Source organism: Chryseobacterium sp. HMWF035, from assembly GCF_003094695.1.
Classification (GTDB): domain Bacteria; phylum Bacteroidota; class Bacteroidia; order Flavobacteriales; family Weeksellaceae; genus Chryseobacterium; species Chryseobacterium gambrini.
This window is the reverse complement of sequence record NZ_QEHP01000123.1, coordinates 101,848-119,276: the sequence shown is the minus strand read 5'-3', so window position 1 is coordinate 119,276 and position 17,429 is coordinate 101,848. Positions and strand designations below refer to the sequence as shown.

At 38.5% G+C, this 17,429-nt stretch carries 12 protein-coding genes; 5 read left to right on the top strand and 7 right to left on the bottom strand.

Features of this window, described 5'->3' with window-relative positions; genetic code table 11:
• Positions 1–139: 139 nt before the first annotated feature.
• Positions 140–1,306, top strand: a complete 1,167-nt coding sequence (locus tag DD829_RS18895; RefSeq protein ID WP_228408245.1) for a cytochrome-c peroxidase — start codon at positions 140–142, stop codon at positions 1,304–1,306.
• 212 nt (positions 1,307–1,518) lie between these two features.
• Positions 1,519–1,740: a hypothetical protein gene (locus DD829_RS18890; RefSeq protein ID WP_116548050.1), complete on the top strand. Its 222-nt coding sequence runs from the start codon at positions 1,519–1,521 to the stop codon at positions 1,738–1,740.
• 383 nt (positions 1,741–2,123) lie between these two features.
• On the opposite strand, the gene DD829_RS18885 is transcribed toward DD829_RS18890, so the two are convergent.
• A complete protein-coding gene (locus DD829_RS18885) occupies positions 2,124–4,709 on the bottom strand; it encodes a fibronectin type III domain-containing protein (RefSeq protein ID WP_116548049.1) in 2,586 nt (861 codons plus the stop codon).
• Between the two features lie 38 nt (positions 4,710–4,747).
• A complete protein-coding gene (locus tag DD829_RS18880; RefSeq protein ID WP_108411669.1) occupies positions 4,748–6,733 on the bottom strand; it encodes a lectin-like domain-containing protein in 1,986 nt (661 codons plus the stop codon).
• Between the two features lie 785 nt (positions 6,734–7,518).
• Here DD829_RS18880 and DD829_RS18875 point away from each other — a divergent pair.
• Entirely contained in the window at positions 7,519–7,980 is a 462-nt protein-coding gene (locus tag DD829_RS18875) for an Lrp/AsnC family transcriptional regulator (RefSeq protein ID WP_108410499.1), read from the top strand.
• 71 nt (positions 7,981–8,051) lie between these two features.
• On the opposite strand, the gene DD829_RS18870 is transcribed toward DD829_RS18875, so the two are convergent.
• From DD829_RS18870 to DD829_RS18850, 5 genes are all read right to left on the bottom strand, one after another.
• Positions 8,052–9,089, bottom strand: coding sequence for a heme-binding protein (locus DD829_RS18870; RefSeq protein ID WP_108410500.1), 1,038 nt, complete (start codon positions 9,087–9,089; stop codon positions 8,052–8,054).
• Between the two features lie 37 nt (positions 9,090–9,126).
• Complete coding sequence (locus tag DD829_RS18865) at positions 9,127–9,933, bottom strand: hypothetical protein (RefSeq protein WP_108410501.1); 807 nt, start codon at positions 9,931–9,933, stop codon at positions 9,127–9,129.
• 68 nt (positions 9,934–10,001) lie between these two features.
• Positions 10,002–11,492 (bottom strand): ferritin-like domain-containing protein, encoded by a 1,491-nt coding sequence (locus DD829_RS18860; RefSeq protein ID WP_108410502.1) that lies wholly within the window; start codon positions 11,490–11,492, stop codon positions 10,002–10,004.
• A gap of 5 nt (positions 11,493–11,497) precedes the next feature.
• Positions 11,498–13,561, bottom strand: coding sequence for a GMC oxidoreductase (locus DD829_RS18855; RefSeq protein WP_108410503.1), 2,064 nt, complete (start codon positions 13,559–13,561; stop codon positions 11,498–11,500).
• Positions 13,558–14,001 carry a hypothetical protein gene (locus tag DD829_RS18850; RefSeq protein ID WP_059137296.1) on the bottom strand — a complete coding sequence of 148 codons (444 nt, stop codon included), beginning with the start codon at positions 13,999–14,001 and terminating at the stop codon, positions 13,558–13,560. Before DD829_RS18850 ends, DD829_RS18855 begins: the two co-directional genes overlap by 4 nt.
• Positions 14,002–14,300: 299 nt before the next feature.
• On the opposite strand from DD829_RS18850, the gene DD829_RS18845 reads away from it, so the two are divergent.
• A complete protein-coding gene (locus tag DD829_RS18845) occupies positions 14,301–15,101 on the top strand; it encodes a Cof-type HAD-IIB family hydrolase (RefSeq protein WP_116548048.1) in 801 nt (266 codons plus the stop codon).
• A gap of 285 nt (positions 15,102–15,386) precedes the next feature.
• Positions 15,387–17,429: a CTQ-dependent lysine 6-oxidase LodA gene (gene lodA / locus DD829_RS18840; RefSeq protein WP_108410159.1), complete on the top strand. Its 2,043-nt coding sequence runs from the start codon at positions 15,387–15,389 to the stop codon at positions 17,427–17,429.

Here is a 17,429-nt window from a genome sequence, read left to right as displayed (position 1 = left end):
ACAATACTGTATTTAATGAATATTTTTCGTCGTTGCTATGATTATTTCTATTAAGGTAAACAAGTTTGTTTTGTAGATGAATTTAAAGTATTCTAAAAAACAATTAAATATCCTATTTTTGCTAAAACTCCGGATAATCGTGAAGAATAGTTTAAGTTGGATTTTGATCTTATTTCTTGTGGTTTCGCTTTTAAACAACTGCTTAAACAGTAAGGTTCAAAAAGAAATCAATCAGAAAAATACGTTCTTGGATAGCCTGAGAAAACTGTATTCTTCAGGCGATTCTTCGCAATGGCCAAAACCTGTTCTTGATCCCGAATCTGCCCCGACTTTTGTGGAAATCGGACATTTACCGGAGGTGGAGTTTCCGAAAGATAATCCCTATTCTTCCGAAAAAGAACTCTTGGGAAAAACGCTTTTTTTTGATCCCAGACTTTCAAAATCCAATCAGATTGCGTGTGCTTCCTGTCATGATCCGGAATTGGGATGGGGAGACAGCAGAACGGTTTCTTTCGGGCACGACAGACAGCTCGGAACCCGAAATGCAATGACCATTCTGAATGCCGCCTTTGCAAGATCTCTATTTTGGGACGGAAGAGCAAAATCTCTGGAAGAACAGTCGCAGATGCCGATTCAGGATCAGAGAGAAATGAGTGAACATATTGATATTGCGGCAGGAAAAATTGCAAAAATAAAAGGCTATGAGATTTTATTTGAAAAAGCTTTTGGCGATAAAACTGTTACCAAAGACCGCATTTCCAAAGCCATTGCCACGTTTGAAAGAACGGTAAAAAGTTCTCCAAGTAAGTTTGATGCGTTTATCGACGGAAAATCGGAAGTCTATACTAATGACGAATTAATGGGGCTTCATCTTTTCAGAACAAAAGCGCAGTGTATCAACTGCCACAATTCGGGATATTTTTCGAATAACAGGTTTGAAAATGTGGGAACTTCTTTACTGGGCGAAAAAGGAGAGGATCTTGGAAGGTATGCAGTGACAAAAGTTGCGGATGATGCAGGAAAATTCAGGGTTCCGGGCTTAAGAGAGGTTTCCAAAACTGCACCTTATTTGCACAACGGTTCTATGACAAGTTTAAAAGAAGTGATTGAATTTTACAGCAAAGGAAATCCCGAATATTCCCAGAAAAGATCTACCATTTATGAAGGAATTACTTTGCATTCTCAAAAATCGGGTATGGTAAGAATTCTTGAACTATCGGATGAAGAAATTTCACAGTTGGAAGCATTTTTAAGAACGTTATCCTCCAAAACGGAAAATTTAGATCTGCCTGAATTACCAAAATAAAACCTCTGGAAATTCCGAAGGTTCTGGAAGCAGATGCATTTTTACATACCTCTGCGAAAGTAAATATTAATAATTAATTTTTGGTAATTATAAGTTACTTTATATGAACATATTTAAAACTAACGCTTCCTTTTGGTCGATAAATATTTCTCTAGATATACAAAATGTAAATGGTTTATTTGTATATTTGATAACTAAAAAAACATAAAATTATGACTAAATTTATCGAGCTTGATGGCTTTAATGGAAAAGCTATCATTAATACAGCCAGTGTTTCATCAGTACACGAAGAATCTCGTGGCAGAACAAACTATATTACTGTAAAACTTACAGATGGTTCTACAATATCCGTTGAAATGAAAATTGAAGACTTTCATAAATTGTTAACCGATGATGAGACTTCTGAACCTCAAGTAGGATCTCTGAAGTTTTAAATCCTCTTCCTTTTAAAATATTTATAATTTGTTCAACATCTTTATCGAACTTCTCTTTAAAAATAGTTCTGTTTTGATTTTTCATTTTGTAAAATTTTAAATTAATATAAATACCAACTGTCATCGTTGGTATTTATATTAAACTTGTCTAAACTTTTTTACCGCAAAAGATGCATAAGATTTTAATACTTTAGTTGTTAAGCTTTTAATACTTAAATGGAAAAAAGAGCACATAAGTTAAAAAAATCAAAGATTTTTTCTCTTTGCAGACTTTTGAAATAATTTAAATAAATCCTATAAAGTCTTTTGTCTCTTTTGCGGTTAAATTTAAAATGAGTTTAAACAACTTATTTTTAGGTTTGTGTAAGGTAGCGTATAGTTGCCTAATTTTTTATTGCTTTTACGGTATATTGAGAACCGTCTTTCATTCGGATAATCAACAAGTATAATCCTGAATTTAATGTGCTTACATTAATTTCTTTTGAAGGATTTTCAACAGTTTTAATAATTCTTCCCGAAACATCGCTGATGCTCACGGATTTTACTTTTTCAATATCTGAAATGCTTACGGTATCTTTGAAAGGATTCGGATATACTTTAACTGTATTTTTAGCCGCTGAAACTTCGCCTGTAGCCAAAACAGGGTTCTGTTTTACCTCAACATTGTCCAGCAATACATCGTCATAAAAATAACCGTTGCCATTTACATTTTTATCTACCGTAAATCTCACCTGAATGGTTGTCCCGATGTAAGATGAAGGCAAAGGAATTCCTACAGGTCTCCATTGGTTGGAATTGGAGGTATCGCTCCATAGAGAAACCCATCCGCTTCCGCTGTTTACTTCTACTGTAAGTTTGTTGTTATCATAGGTTGAAGGACTCACTGTAGTACTTGTAGAGGTAGAATGATTTTTAAACCATTCAAATGAAATATAAGGAGACGTTAATCCTGCTAAATTTATAGAAGGAGTAACCAGTTGTACTGTATTGGCTCCCGCTCCGCTGTACGGAGAACTTGCATCTACCCATGCGTAAGTTCCTGCTGCTCTTCCGTTATTGGCAAGATTGGCTCCATAATCGGCACTTCCTGAAAATTTCCATAAAAGATTCGCTGTGGTACTTCCCGGATTGGTATTCGTCCAGCAGTTCGGTACGGTTGCATTGTCAAAAGTCTGTGTAAATGGCGCAGATAATGTGGCACATGCCGTTGTAACAGAGATAGGTCCCCACCAGGTGCTTTTATTTGAGCTGCTGCATGCAGATCTTATCCAGATGTTGTAAGTTGTAGCCGGAGCAAGCCCGTTGATGGTTGTTGAAGTAGCTATACTGGTTCCAGATGCAGAGGTTGCTGCCGTTGGTGCAGTGCTGTTTGTAGAGTAATAATATTCATATCCGCCCGCCGGAGCCGAAGCCGGAGCCGTCCATGAAATTCCTGCGCTGTTTGCCAAAACATTAGACGAAGTTAATGCAGAAGGAGCAAAACATGACGGAAGAGGTTCCCAGTAGACATCATCGTAATAGTAAGATTTTCCGTCTGCTGTATTTCTGATCGCCAGTCTTGCATTGGAAGGAACAGAAGAAGGAACGATCACTGAATATTCGCTTGTTGAACCGTAGGTGGTGTTGCTGATGCTTAAAGCCTGTAACAATACAAATGTTGAGCTGTTTGCCGGATCCGTAACGTATCCTACATTCAGCGTTCCTGTCGCTGTACTTACTCTTGCTTTTAATCTTAACCAATGTGTTCCTGCATTAATATTGCTGAACTGAGGCAGAACAACCGTTGTTGGATTTTGCGTTGTTGTACTGTACTGATAAATGTTTCTTACACCTGAAGCCGGCGTTGTGGTTGTAATGGTCTGGGTTCCGTTGGTGTCAATAATTCTTGCCCAGCAATCCGGTACAATGTTTCCTGTGGCATAAGATTCAAAATCCTCAAACATAGAAGTCATGGCTCCGCATAAAGTCTTGAATGTACCTGAAAAAGACCACGCGCTCTGACTTGTTGCACCGCTGCAGTTTGCTCTTACCCAATAATAATAGGTGGTATTAGGATTTAAACCCGGAATTGTAGTTGAGGTTCCCGAAACTCCCGGAAGATTAGGCGTTGCTGCCGCAGCCGGAGGTGTATTGGTTGTGCTGTAATAAATATCATACGTGGTAGCCGTCGTTCCCGTTGCAGGTGTCCATGAAACCGCTGCGGAATTTGCCGTAAGAGTTCCTACCGCATTCAATGTAGGAGGTGCACAAGTGGAATAAGCATCTGCTGAAAATGCAAAAATATTGGTATAACCCTGTGCGGTTGATGTTTTGGTAATTGTAATGCTTTGGATGGGCTTTGTCTGATTGGCAGCATCTAACGTCAGCAATGTTTGGTATAATCTCGGATTGGTTCCGCTCCCTGATTCCAAAGTGTCGTTTGTTCTGTTGATTCTTCCGAATCCCTGTATTGCAAATCCTGTTCCGTTATACCAGTCTGAAACCGCAACTCCTGTAAAGGTTTGTGAAGTATTATCTGTAAAATTAACGGTTACCGTAACAGTAGAAGCACCGCTTCCGCTGGTTGCAAGCATATATAATTTAAATGCTGCCATCGGCGTTGAGAAAGTTATTGTGCCGGAGTCATTCTGGTTAGCCAGCTTCAGGGAATTGTTTGCACTGTAACTGGCTAATTTATAAGATAATCCCGGAGTTGTGGAAACCACACTGTTTACGATGCCGTCATTCGGTAAACCGTAAGTAAGGGGAGTACCGGAAGAAGTCAGTTGAAAATCTCTCGATACAAAAGCGAATGAAACGCCGTCTACATCGGTGGAGGTAGTTACTGCGGAAGATCCGACTCCGTTTGCAATAACATCGGAATTAAGTCCGGATGAAATGAGCATTGGCTGGAAATTTTGAGCTGCTGCCGTAGAAGCTGCCAAGACAGCACCCGCATACATTGCTCTTGAAAGTAATTTTAAATTCATGCTAAAAAAATTATAAGGTAATGTTTGTTTTAAATTATTTAGTCACGGTTTTTTACAAGAATCCAGCCCGAATATTTAACACGAGTGTTTTTCTTGTCATTTTCATTCCATGATACGGAGTACCAGTAGTTTCCGGTAGATATTTTTCTTCCGTTTGCGGTTCCGTCCCATTTGTATTTATTGGATTTGTCGACTTTATGAATCTGCGCACCGTATCTGTCGAAAATATTGAAAACAAGATTTTGTTTTCCGGCGAGTGCAGAATAATCAATAAAATCATTTATTCCGTCTCCGTTAGGTGTAATAACATTAATCAGATTAGGAACCAATACACTTACGGTAACAGGATCGCAGTCATAAGCATCTTTTACAAAAATTTTAATGTCGCCTCTCGGTATATTTTTAAACTCGTTAGAATCCTGCCATTTGACCCCGTCCAATGAATACTGATAAGGAACCGTACCGCCGATTGCATGAACCGTAACTTCATTATTATTAATATCAATACTGGAAATCACGGGCTGTTCCGATGCATATACTTTTACTTCCTGCAATGCCACGCACTGTCCTGTTTTAAGTTTTACCCAATATGTTCCTACGCCCACATTACTGATGGACTGGGTGGTTGCTCCTGTACTCCATAAATAGCCTGTGAATCCGGGACCTGCATCCAAGTTTGTTTTATCTTCCATACAAATAATTTTATCTTCCAGAACATTGGAAAATACAGGCGGAATGACTTCAAGAGTCACCTTTGCGATGTCATAACAGCCGAAAGAATTGCTTACTCTGATGAATACAACTCCGTTTGGCGCAATATAATTTACAGGATCTGAAATTTCATTGGTCTGATTTTCAGCGTCGGTTAAAGACGGATAGTAATTTTTAATAACACCTGATGTGTTGATGACTGAAGCAGTTGTTAAATTGAATAACCCTGTTGCCGGATTGTTTTCCAGAAAACAGGTTCTTAAAGATGCATCGTTGGTGGTAACGGTAGGAGCAACTTTTAAAGCAATCGTAGCATCGTTGTTATCGCAAAGAACCTGTGAAGGATCTTTAATTACCACCGATACATTGGTATCTGCACTGTATTGAAAATTGGTAGGATTGGTGATAGGAGAGCCACCTGTATAATAGGCAAAAGTATAGTTATTCGGATTGGTAGTAAGCTGAGAATTTAAAGAAGTTAAATCCACGGTTGCCATTCCGGTAACATCCGGACATATATTTTTTGTAATGGCTCCCTGTAATAAAGGGATTTTGTCTACATAAACCTTTACATTTTTAATGGAATGTCTGGATCTGTTTCCTCCTGTGGAAGCCGAAAAACCAAAATATCCGACCGTCATTGCAGCAGCAGTTCCGGAAGGAGCAAAAGACTGATTACAGATGAGGTTTCCGTTGATGGTAATTTTCACAATCCAGTTTGCCGGAGCTGCCGGATCTACCTGTGCGGTCACTTCTACGTGTTTGTAAGACGTTCCCTGAAACGGAAGGGTGGTATTCATATCCGGAGAATGAAAAGAGCTTCCCGGAACATTAAAAAATTCAACATTGTTGGTATCTGTTGTGTTGACGATCTGTCCGTAACCGACGTGAACTTTGCTCATTACGGCAGTGGTGGTATTGTTATAGGTATCAAATCCTACCACAAATCCTACTGCATTCTGAGAAACGCCAAGACCGGAACCCAGTACACTTGCTACCGGAGGATTGGCAAGATACCAGAAAGCAATGCCATCTCCATTTGCGGTCTGGTTAGAATCCATTCTGAAATCGAATTCTATCCTCCATTTATCGCAGTATTTCAGGTTAATGGGCTGATTCAGACGGATGGAACCTGACTGGTTATTGGTATCCGGAGTTAACTGGATAAAATCTGTATTCACAGAAGTAGGCGCTACCATTGTCCATCCGGTGGTATTAACAGGATTTCCTGTAAGCTGATAGGTCTGTGAAAAAAGGAGATTGGAAAATGAAGATAAAATAGTAAATAACAAAAATGAGTAGCTTTTTTTCATGCGCTAAAAGTTTATATAATCTGTGAATAATAATTACAGAGATAACTTTACTTTCATTTTGTGTACAGTTCCCGGATATCATTTTTTTAATTCTAAACAGGAAATGGAATATTTAAAATATAAAAAAGAAATATATATTATATTTTTCTTATAAATTTATGGACAATAGATGTGTTTGTGGTGATTTTGTGATAAATAAGTAAATTAATCTTAATTTTTAATTATAAAAAGTGAAAATTTCTTTCATGTTAATGAAATTTAATTATTCATAGAATAATATTCTTTTTAATGCCGAACGTTCAGTGTATGTGAAGTATCTTAATGATTTTGATAATTCCCTTAAAGCTCTACTGAGAAGCTTTATAAGTCGGAAATTTTATTAGAATTAGCGAAATAAAAAACAGTTGCACGATTTGTACAACTGTAGTCCCTAAGATTATTTTAACTAAAAACGTATATTTTTAATTGAAATATTTTTTATAATATTAGCAGATAAATGTATATTTATTGATTGAAAGAGTAAAAAGCGAGGGTTACAAAACGAGACCACTCCCTAATCAGAGTGATCTCGCTATAAAATATTCCCTTTTACTTGTATGTCGTTGTCATTATATTTTGTAACAGTATCTTCATTCTTGGTGTTTGGTTTGAGTAAAAATAGATATTAAGAATAAAATAACAATCAAAATCGTATAATTAAGTAAAATAAACTTTAAAATTGCAATTGTGTAGAATATAATTCTTTATATTTGGAGAAATAATAACCTCTAAAAGAATAATATTCTATGGAACATCTCGATAGTAAAGACTTACAGTTACTCAGATTACTCCAAAGTGATGCAAAATTAACCGTGAAAGAACTGGCAAAAGAAGTTAACCTTTCTCCTTCTCCTGTTTTTGAACGGGTAAAACGATTGGAACAGGAAGGATATGTAAAGAAATATGCCGCCATTCTGGATGCTGAAAAGCTTAATTTAGGATTTACCGTATACTGCCAGTTAAAATTAAAAAGCAACGACATTTATCTGGCGGTAGAATTTGAAAGAGAAATTATGGAAATCGAAGAAGTGGCAGAATGTTACAGTATTTCCGGAGATTTTGATTTTCTGCTAAAAGTCTATGTAAAAGATATGAAACAATACCAGAACTTTGTTTTTAATATTCTCGGAGCCGTTCCGTCCATCGGAAGTACGCACAGTACTTTTGTGATGGCTCAGGTAAAAAATACACATGGATTAACCATTTAATTCTTAAGCTGTTTCACCGTAAAATAAAACCTCCAGATTTCTCCGGAGGTTTTTTTATGAAATGACAAAATTTAAATTTCGCTTGGGGTAAGTCCTGCTGTAGGATCAAATGCTTCATTCTCGTCCATGCTTCTGAACTGCATCTCTGTTTCCGGTCTTTTTCTCATCGTATTAACCGTTACGTGAGGCCAGTTAATAGGCTGTGCAGAACCTGTCGCCGGAAATACAAGATTGATGGTCTGGGAATACTGAAGAATCTGATCTGCATTTCCATTACTGTCCGTAATATCTTCAATCCAGAAGGTAGCATCCATTTTGGTCGCATTTACATTCGTCTGGATGAAAGGGATGTTTAAAATTCCGCCATTCGCGTCCGGAGTGCTTGTGGACATCTCGATTACCGTCATGTTGTTGACTCCTCCTGTAGAGCCTACCAGACTTTCCAGAGTAGACTGAAGAAAAGCGTTTGGATTTACCTGATTAAATTCCGCAAACTGAGGATTTCCGATGATGGGATCCGAATATCCCAGTTGAGTAATTGGTCCTCCGTTCAGCATCGTAGGAATGGATGAAGCGGGATCAAAAAAACTTGTTCCCGGGTTTTCTGTATCGAAAGAACTTCCCAGAGCCAATAAAGAATTTCCGTGAGGAATTGTCGACATTCTTGCAATCGTATAACCTCCGTTCGGTTGCCCAATGTTTAAAAACAAACCTGTTTCTACGTGTATGGTTGAACCTTTCGGAAAGCCTCTGTCGTTACAGAAGCTTGTTTCGCACGCACTTACGATCTGCTGTTCGTACAATAATCCGAAAATTAACTGCTCAACCTGCTGTCCTTTTACAACAGGACCTCTGTTTCCTGCCTGTACCACAACCGGATTAAAGGTTAAGGTTTCTGTATATGGGATGACCTCGAAAACAAAACCCGTGTCCTGTCCCGGTACGGAAATGGTGTTCCAGCCCGAAGGAGCCTCACTTCCCGGAATCTGAATGTTTTCCCAGACACCGACAAGAGGAGCCAAAGCTCCCAAATCTGATGATGCGACTTTGTGTAACGGAAGAACCTGTGCTCCCAAAGTTAAGCCTCTTACTTTACTTTCTAAATTCATAATGATGGGTTTTTATGGTTAAAGTTTTTTGTTTTCATTAAATATAATATGCTCTTGTCTGAATGGCTGCCGGAGCAGACATGCTTGTTCTTACTGCAAAAGCGGGAGCTTTTCCGATAAGGATTTCCATATCTTTTTTCATCGGATGTTCGGAGTTTCCGTATTCCATGCTTACACGTTTGCTGCTTTCTTCGGCATTTAAGAAATATAAATTGGTAGGCTGCAGAATATTCCAACGGCAGCCAATCAGTTTTCCTTCATTCTGTCCGTATTCTGTGATGGGCGAAAAAGCTGACATTTCAGGAATAAGATCTGCGACATCTGCTTTACAGGTGAAAATGGTTTCTTTACTGTTTTCAGGATCGTTGCAGGTTACTGTCCATGTATTTTGTCCCGGAACGTTAAGGGAAGGAATATTAATGGTAAAGGTTGTTTTGAATTTCGGCTCTCCGAACAGTTCTATTCCGGCCTGTATCGCCATATCTGCATCGCAGGGAACATGAACGCGTTTATGTCCCATTAATTTCGTTTGTTCTTCCCCTCTAAGATATTCTTCTGCGGTAACAAAAGCAACGGTATCTTTTTGAGATTCAGGATAGCAGACAATATTCAATTCTATTTCCTGAGTTGTGCTTGCTCCGTTAGGAAATTGTCCTGTATAGTTTTGAAAATTAAAACTCACGATAGCTTTTCCGTCAAAATTCGAAGCGGTAAGCCCTGTGTTTTCAAGGTATTTTAAAACTTTTTCGCGATCTACAAGAAAGGCAACTTCGAAATTATAAAGTGTTGCGTAATAGAAGGGAAGTCCGAATCCTTTCGGAATTGGAGGTAATTGATTGCTCATGGTAAATTGGTTATTAAAATTTTATTGAAAAGCCCATTTATAAAAAACGGGCTTTTTGTTTTCATTTTTTAGTTCGCAGGATACTCAAAAGTTGGTCCTGCATTGTATTGGGAAGTCAATGGCTGACTCATCAATCCGATTGCCTGCTCTTTCAATGCATACATATACATGATGGATTTTGCCAGTTCTTCAGAATGTCCTTCTACGGCAGCCTGAATCGCATCCAATAACTTTTTATATGTAACATTAAATTGTTTTCCCTGTTCAAATAACTGCGGATTCGACTGGTAATCTGACATTTTAGGATTCGGTTTCATCGGATACGCTGCGTTCCAGTCAACAGGAAGCGGTTTTCCAACCGGTGGAGTGGTTACAGGCATCATTCCGTTTTCGTCGGTGAACGGTCTGTAATCTCCCCCTAAATAAAAATGTTCATGGAAAATTTCCTTAAATCTGAAATAATGAGCCAGTTCCGCACCTTCCTCAAACTGTGAAGGATCTACATCGAAAATAGAATCATCCGCGCCTTCTCCTTGTCCTTTAATTTCCTGAAAAACAAGAATAACACCTTCTAATGCATCAACAGGATACAGTTTTCCGCCGCTTCCGTAGTATTGTTCCGGACGGATCTGTTTCGCGGGATCTCCTGTAAAAATTCCGCCTTTATTTAATTCTTCAAAAGTCTGCGGTAGTTTTCCGTTTGCTTTATAATAGGCAATAATCTGGAATACAACAATGTAAAAGAACACCACATCATAATATTCTCCAATCGTATGAACATTTTTCATGATGAAATCCTTCATGTTTTCCAAGGTCCATAAATTATTTTCCTGAACGGCACCTCTTGAAAGCATGGCTTCCGGTTGTGCGTCATAATCGTATTTCGGTGCTTTTACCAAAGGATTACTCGGACTTTCGATGGCAATAAAGGTTGCAATACTGTTGGATGAGAACGTTTCCAGACCTACGTAGAAATCCACATTCAATGGCAGTTTCATCGGGTAATTAGGGTAATTCTGCGGTCTGTTGACTGAAGGCTGAATGCTTACTGCATTCATCACGTTGCAAACCATGATCATGTGAAGCATTTCTTCAACCGCTACACTTCGGATGATCTGTGAAGGAAGAATATTCGTTCCATCTTTAATAGAATATAAAGCCGTTAAATACGGAGGAATTGTGGAATGCTCGATTAAAATCGCAGTCTGAAGCAAATCCTGTAAAATCGGGCGATAATCCAGATTCTCTAATCCTTTTTTTACCTGAAACGCCTTTTCTCCGGAGAAATCTGCGGTCGGATTAATTTCCGGAACTTCACCGCCAAATTGTGATCTAAGATATTCGTTAAACGCATCAATCTGGTTGTTAAGCAAAAGATTGGTTACGTTTTTACTGTGGTATTTTATTCCTTCAATCCAGTTTTCTTTGCTGTTTGTGTTGTCGAATAATAACGACTGTAAAGAAATGGCTTCGTCTACGATGGTATTTTTATCTAAAGAACTTCTTTGAAAGCTGCTGTTTTCCTGAGGTTCTGTTTTATTGATTAGTCTTTGTCTCATGTTTTCTATTTTAATATGTTTTCCAGATCTTTCAGAATAGATTCTACGGAACGGATGGTAAATGCGGATAAGGTAAGAGTAGGGTTGGAAGTTCCCAAAGTTGTCATATTTCCGGCTCCTACAATGTATAAATTCGGATGATCCCACGATTTGCAATAGCTGTTTGTTACAGAATCGTCCGGATTGTCGCCCATTCTGTGGGTTCCTACAATATGTCCGGCTCCGTTATAAGAATATCTTACATTATTATATACAAAAGTATTATTGTCTGTCGCATTGTATTTGGTAAAATCTTCAATACCCAGTCTTGCAAACATTTGATCTGAAGCTAATTTTGCCTGCTCCATTGCTCTCATTTCGTATTCTGTAAGCCCGTAATTGATAACAGGACGCGGAATTCCCAATACATCCAGATACTGGTCGTTAATAGTTACTCTGTTATCCGGATTCGGAAGCTGCTCGATCTCAAAATGGAAAAGCACCTGTCTGGAAAGTCTGTGTGTTAAGGCATCTTTCAGTTCTTCTCCAAAAAGACCGTCATTTAAAAACTCTGAAAGGTCTGATCCAGGAGAAGAAGCCGGCCAGCTCCATCCCCAGTTGTCAAGAGGAGAGATCCAGGCAGAAAATTCGCTTCTGAAATTTCCGTCACGGAAAGACGAAATATTGGTTGTGGAACCGGGACCTCTGTAAGAATAAACAGGATCCGGGAATAATCCCCAAGTAAGCATTACCATGTGATCCATCAGGTTTCTTCCTACCTGATCGCTTCTGTTGGCAACGGTTTTTTCAACATTTTGTCCGTTTTCAAAAACAGTGTATTTTGAATTTAAAAGAATTTTCGGATTTTCGAAAGCATTGGCAGCAAGAATAACGATCGTTTCGTTTGTATCAATAACCTCTTCTACAAACTCTGTTTTCTCTCTTGAAATATATCTTCTGATGTGAACTTTAGAGATTTTTTCTTGATCTGCCACATCTACACTCAGTTTGTACACCACGCTTTGTGCCTGAACCTGAATATTATGATTTCTCTGAAGATTCTGGTTTTTATTAACTTTATATAAAGCTTTTTTCAGCGTTTTCAGAGCGTTGTATTTTGCCTGAACCGGACAGATCGGAACACAGGATGCATTTCCTTCACAACGTTCTCCCATATAAGGATTCCATACTGCTCCTAAAGCTTTGTATTCTTCGCTTTCAATATTTTTTAAAGTTAAAGTATATCCGGATTCTGATGCTTCAGCTTTCACTATTTTGGATGTTCCATAAGCAATATTCGGGGTAGAATTTCTTCCCTGCGGAGACGGAACAAGCATTATCGGATATTCTTCAAAGTTAAGCTGAACCGAAGTTCCTGCCAATCCGTTAATAATCTGATGATCCATATAACTCTGCGGAATTTCTTCCATCGGAAAAACATAATTTTTACCGTAATATTCTTCCATGCTTTCCTTAATAGGATATTCCTGCGCTGCAACGTTTCCGGAAACACCGATCTCAAATTCCGCCATTTCATAATAAGGCTTTAATATCTCATAATCAATTGGCCAGTCCATCGCTCTGCCATATTGTTCCTTCAGTCTGAAATCGTTCGGAAGCATTCTTGGGGTAGTTCCGAGCCAGTGAAGTGTAGTTCCGCCTCCTACACGAATGGCATCACTTGCAAAAGGCATCGGACCGAACTGTACCAGATAACCTTTTTTATCCGGAAACGGCGGAACAATCGGTTCTATATCCAGAACATTCGGAGAGGGAGCCTGTTTCAGATTCGGATAGGGTGAATTCGGAACTTTGGCTTCTTCTATGTAAAACTTACGGATGTAATCGTTGTAAGTAACCATTGAAGTGGCGGAATCGAGTTCTATTCCGGCTTCAAGCCCCGCTTCATACATTAGAATCGATAGTTCTTTATACGTTTTTGAGTCGTCCGTTTCGGAACGGTGGATCATTTTTTTTACATCGGTATCAAAAACGTGATCTGTTAAAAGTTTGGCAATCAAAGATCCGGCGATTCCTGTTCCTACGATGATTACATCTTTCTTTTGCTGAGGTTTTTCTGTCTGATTCATGAGTTGCTGTTTACAGGTTTTGTTTCCCAAGATTTAAAGCCCGGCTGTTTTGCTCCCGGCGGATGCGCATGCATTACCGTCCATACAAGACCTTCTTTGTAAGATCTGTCGTTTACGTAAGCGCCTTCCCAGGTTCCCATGTACCAAAGGGTAATTACACTCTGGGCAATTTCCTGAGTTGCGGGATTGGCAATAATTTCTGCGGTGATCGCAATTTTTAGTTGATCCTGACTTGCCGAATTTTCCAGAACATTTTTAGAAATATTCAGAAATTCAATAAAAGTGGCAGTTTCAATCTGGTTGAGAATGTACTTGTAATAAATCTCGGCTAAGCCTGTAGATTGGAGCTCGTTCACGGAAAATCCGGTGAGGGATTCTGAAATCGCCATGAACACGTCGTAATAGTAATCGTCGACGTTGAAGATTTTGTTGATAATCATCTCGTTGAATTTATGGTTAAAGTTTTAGTTTTAGATAATTTTTTTCCGGTAAATTGGTTTATCTAATTTCTGATGATAAAGTTATATATTTTTCACATTAGTTAGAATAAATGATATTTATTTAGAATCTTTCAAAAGTAAATGTTTTGTTTTGATGATTATTTTAAAATAAACGATTTTATCAATCGAAATTTATCAATATGATTTTCTGTTAACCATTTCGTAAAATTGAGAACCTGTAATTTAAAACAATAGCAATATCTTTGTATTATAATTTAGAATTACAGTAAAATATTTTTATGAATGATATTAGAATGATTGTGACAGATATGGACGGAACGTTCCTGAATTCTTCCCATGAAGTAAGTCCGGAATTTCCGAAAATATATGAAGAGCTGAAGAAAAGAAATATTTTATTTGTTCCTGCGAGTGGAAGACAGATGTTGGGAATTACCAAATATTTTGGGGAAATCGAAAATGAAATGGCTTTCATAGCAGAAAATGGAGGGTACGTCATTTATAAGAACGAGGAGCTTTTTGCAGATAAACTTGATCCAAAATACATTACGGAAATCATCGCGGAGATCAGAACAATTCCCGGAGCAACGGCAGTTTTGTCGGGGAAGAAAAAAGCATATTTTGAAACCGAGAATCAGGATTTTATTGATTATGTTTCCCAGTTTTATACAGATAACGAACGGAGAGAAGATCTTACGCAGGAAATTGATGACAGTATTTTTAAAGTTGCGGTGTATCATTCCGGCGGCTCGGAATTAAACGTTTATCCTGTATTAAAAGATTTTGAAAAATATGATTTGGAAGTGGTGGTTTCCGGTCAGTATTGGCTGGATATCATGAACAAGAATATCAACAAAGGAATGGCACTGGAAAAACTGCAGAAAGCTTTGAATATTACTCCACAGGAAACCATGGCTTTTGGAGATTATATGAATGATATTCAGATGCTTGAAAATTCAAAATATTCTTATGCGATGCAGAATGCGCATCCTCTGGTAAAAAAAGCGGCAAGTTTTGAAGCCGGATCTAATGATCATTTTGGAGTCCTGAAAGTAATTAAAGACTATTTAAATATCAATTAAAAACTTTCATTTATAATAATTTAAACCTTCAGATTTTATATTCGAAGGTTTTTTTGCTTATTAAACGTTTAATTAATAATATTAAACCGTTTATGGTTGTAGTTAATTTAAAGTTTTCAATTTATTTATAATAATTTCACCAATATATGAGAAAAATATTTTAAATTTATCATCGAAATAATTGCTCGTTTTAGGAGTGATATTTTAAATAAAACTGAACAACCATTTATAAAAGGCGGAACCGAAAAGCCAATAACAGAGTAGGGAAAACTAAATAATTAAACCATGAATCTATCAATTCACCCATCAGTAGGTGTTGCCCGATTAGGGAATAGCACAACTGAAATCTGCCTGTCTCCGGACACCATCGGTGGTCTGCCGTTTGATGCCGATAACAACGGGAATTCCTTAGGTCCGATTACTTCCTTTAAAGACGCTGCAGGTCTTATCAAAAGACAGGGACAGCCTTTTAAAATCCTTTCAGACACAGGAGAAGAAATCACTTTAGACACTCCGAATGTAGCTTCTATCGAATGGACGGTGCATTTGGCAAACAAAAAAGCAGCGTGGTATCAGTACAGCGAGCTTCAGGGAAATCTGTTGTACGGTCAGGAAAACAGCTACGAAAATCAGAAAATTCCTTTCAGAAATCCTGATGTGCCGCAGAATGACAGACAAACTTTAATCGTAGATCCGGGACCCAGAACCATTTCCGGTAAACAAAGTTCGATAGGATTCGATCAGAACAATGTTCCTGCAGGTTATCCTGCGCAATATCCTCCACAGAAAGTTTTATACGGAGTTCCGGTGGTTACGTTGGGAGATCTTCTCACGGATAATTCGGGAAGACTGGTTGTTTTGGGTGGTTTTGGTCATGCGGGTGGAAATTTACCCCTAACAAGTTATGGTGGTTCCAGTACTTGGCACGACGATATTTCGGACGGACCTGTTTACTGTACGGTAAACTTTAATGACGGAACGCCTTCGGTTTCACTTACAGCATGGGTTGTGATCGGATCACCGGATTTCGCACCGGAAATTGTGAATATTTCAAATTTAAGCGACACTATGTTCGATGTCGGGGTAAGAAATTTCAATCTGGTTCCTGATATGTACAGCAACGGAAATTATAATCCAAACTTTCAGGCAAATTTCCAGAGAGATATTTTACCAATTATCAACAGAATCAGCAAATATCAATGGGTTGCCAATGTACAGTCGATGATGGCTTTTACCAGTAATATTTTTGATTTTACAGACAATTCTGAGGCAAACCGCCAAAACAGGCAGAATTATTTTTCATATTTCAGACAAAATGATGCTCAGCCGCCGGTTCCTCCTAATTTACCTCAGGAACAGCTTCTGAAAGAAAACGGAACCGATATTTTCCCGATGATGCCTTTAAATTCGGGGAGCAACTCGGTGAGCAATATCAATATTATGAAATTCATGGCACTGGATGAAACACAGCTTTTCCTGATGCAGCAGTGGGCAGACGGAAATTTTGTAAGTGATCCGAATTACGAACAATATCCTGTAAATGCTATGGATGCAGCAAGTGTAGGAAATTGTGTAGGACTTCCGATGTGTCCGGGAATTGAAGTAACATGGAATTTGCAGAATCCTATTATTTATTCAAATCCTTATAGAATTTTACAGTACGGAAACGAACAGCAATATGCAGCGCAGGGTTTAACGCCTTCTCGTGATGAGTGTGAAGGTGGAGGCTGCGAACCGGGAGATCTAACGAAAAGAATGGCTTGTCCTTGGCAGGCAGATTTCTTCCAGTGTACGATTCAGCTAATCAACTTTACAGATCCGTCTGTGAATAAAGCGGGTTCTCCGGCAGCGCCGCTTCCTCCGACGTATTATTCTTACTGGTGGCCGCCTCAAAGTCCGTGGGATGTTCTGGTTGGCGAATTTACGGCTGAAGGTCAGTCGGCGACCAATGTTCCTGCAGGACAACAGATGAACTACGCGCGTGGAATCAACAGTTTTACACAGATGGTTCAGTACTGGTATGCGCTAGGATTTATCAGAGATAAAAATTCTCACAGCGCAGGGTTCCCATTCTTTGTGGAAACTGAAAGAAATAACGAAATATTTACATACGAAAATGTTCCTGTAAGCCAGATCAGCGGAAATGAAGAAGATGATGAGACTACAATTCCTGTTTTCTACATCGAAAAGAAACCGCAGGTGGTTACCGAAAGAAGCGAGAAAGGCAGACTGATGATGGAGCATCTGGAAGAAGTTGGATTTAAAGAAATTGCTGTTGCAGCAGACCGTATGCCGTTGCCTCGCTCAGGAACGCGAAACAGAAGATAA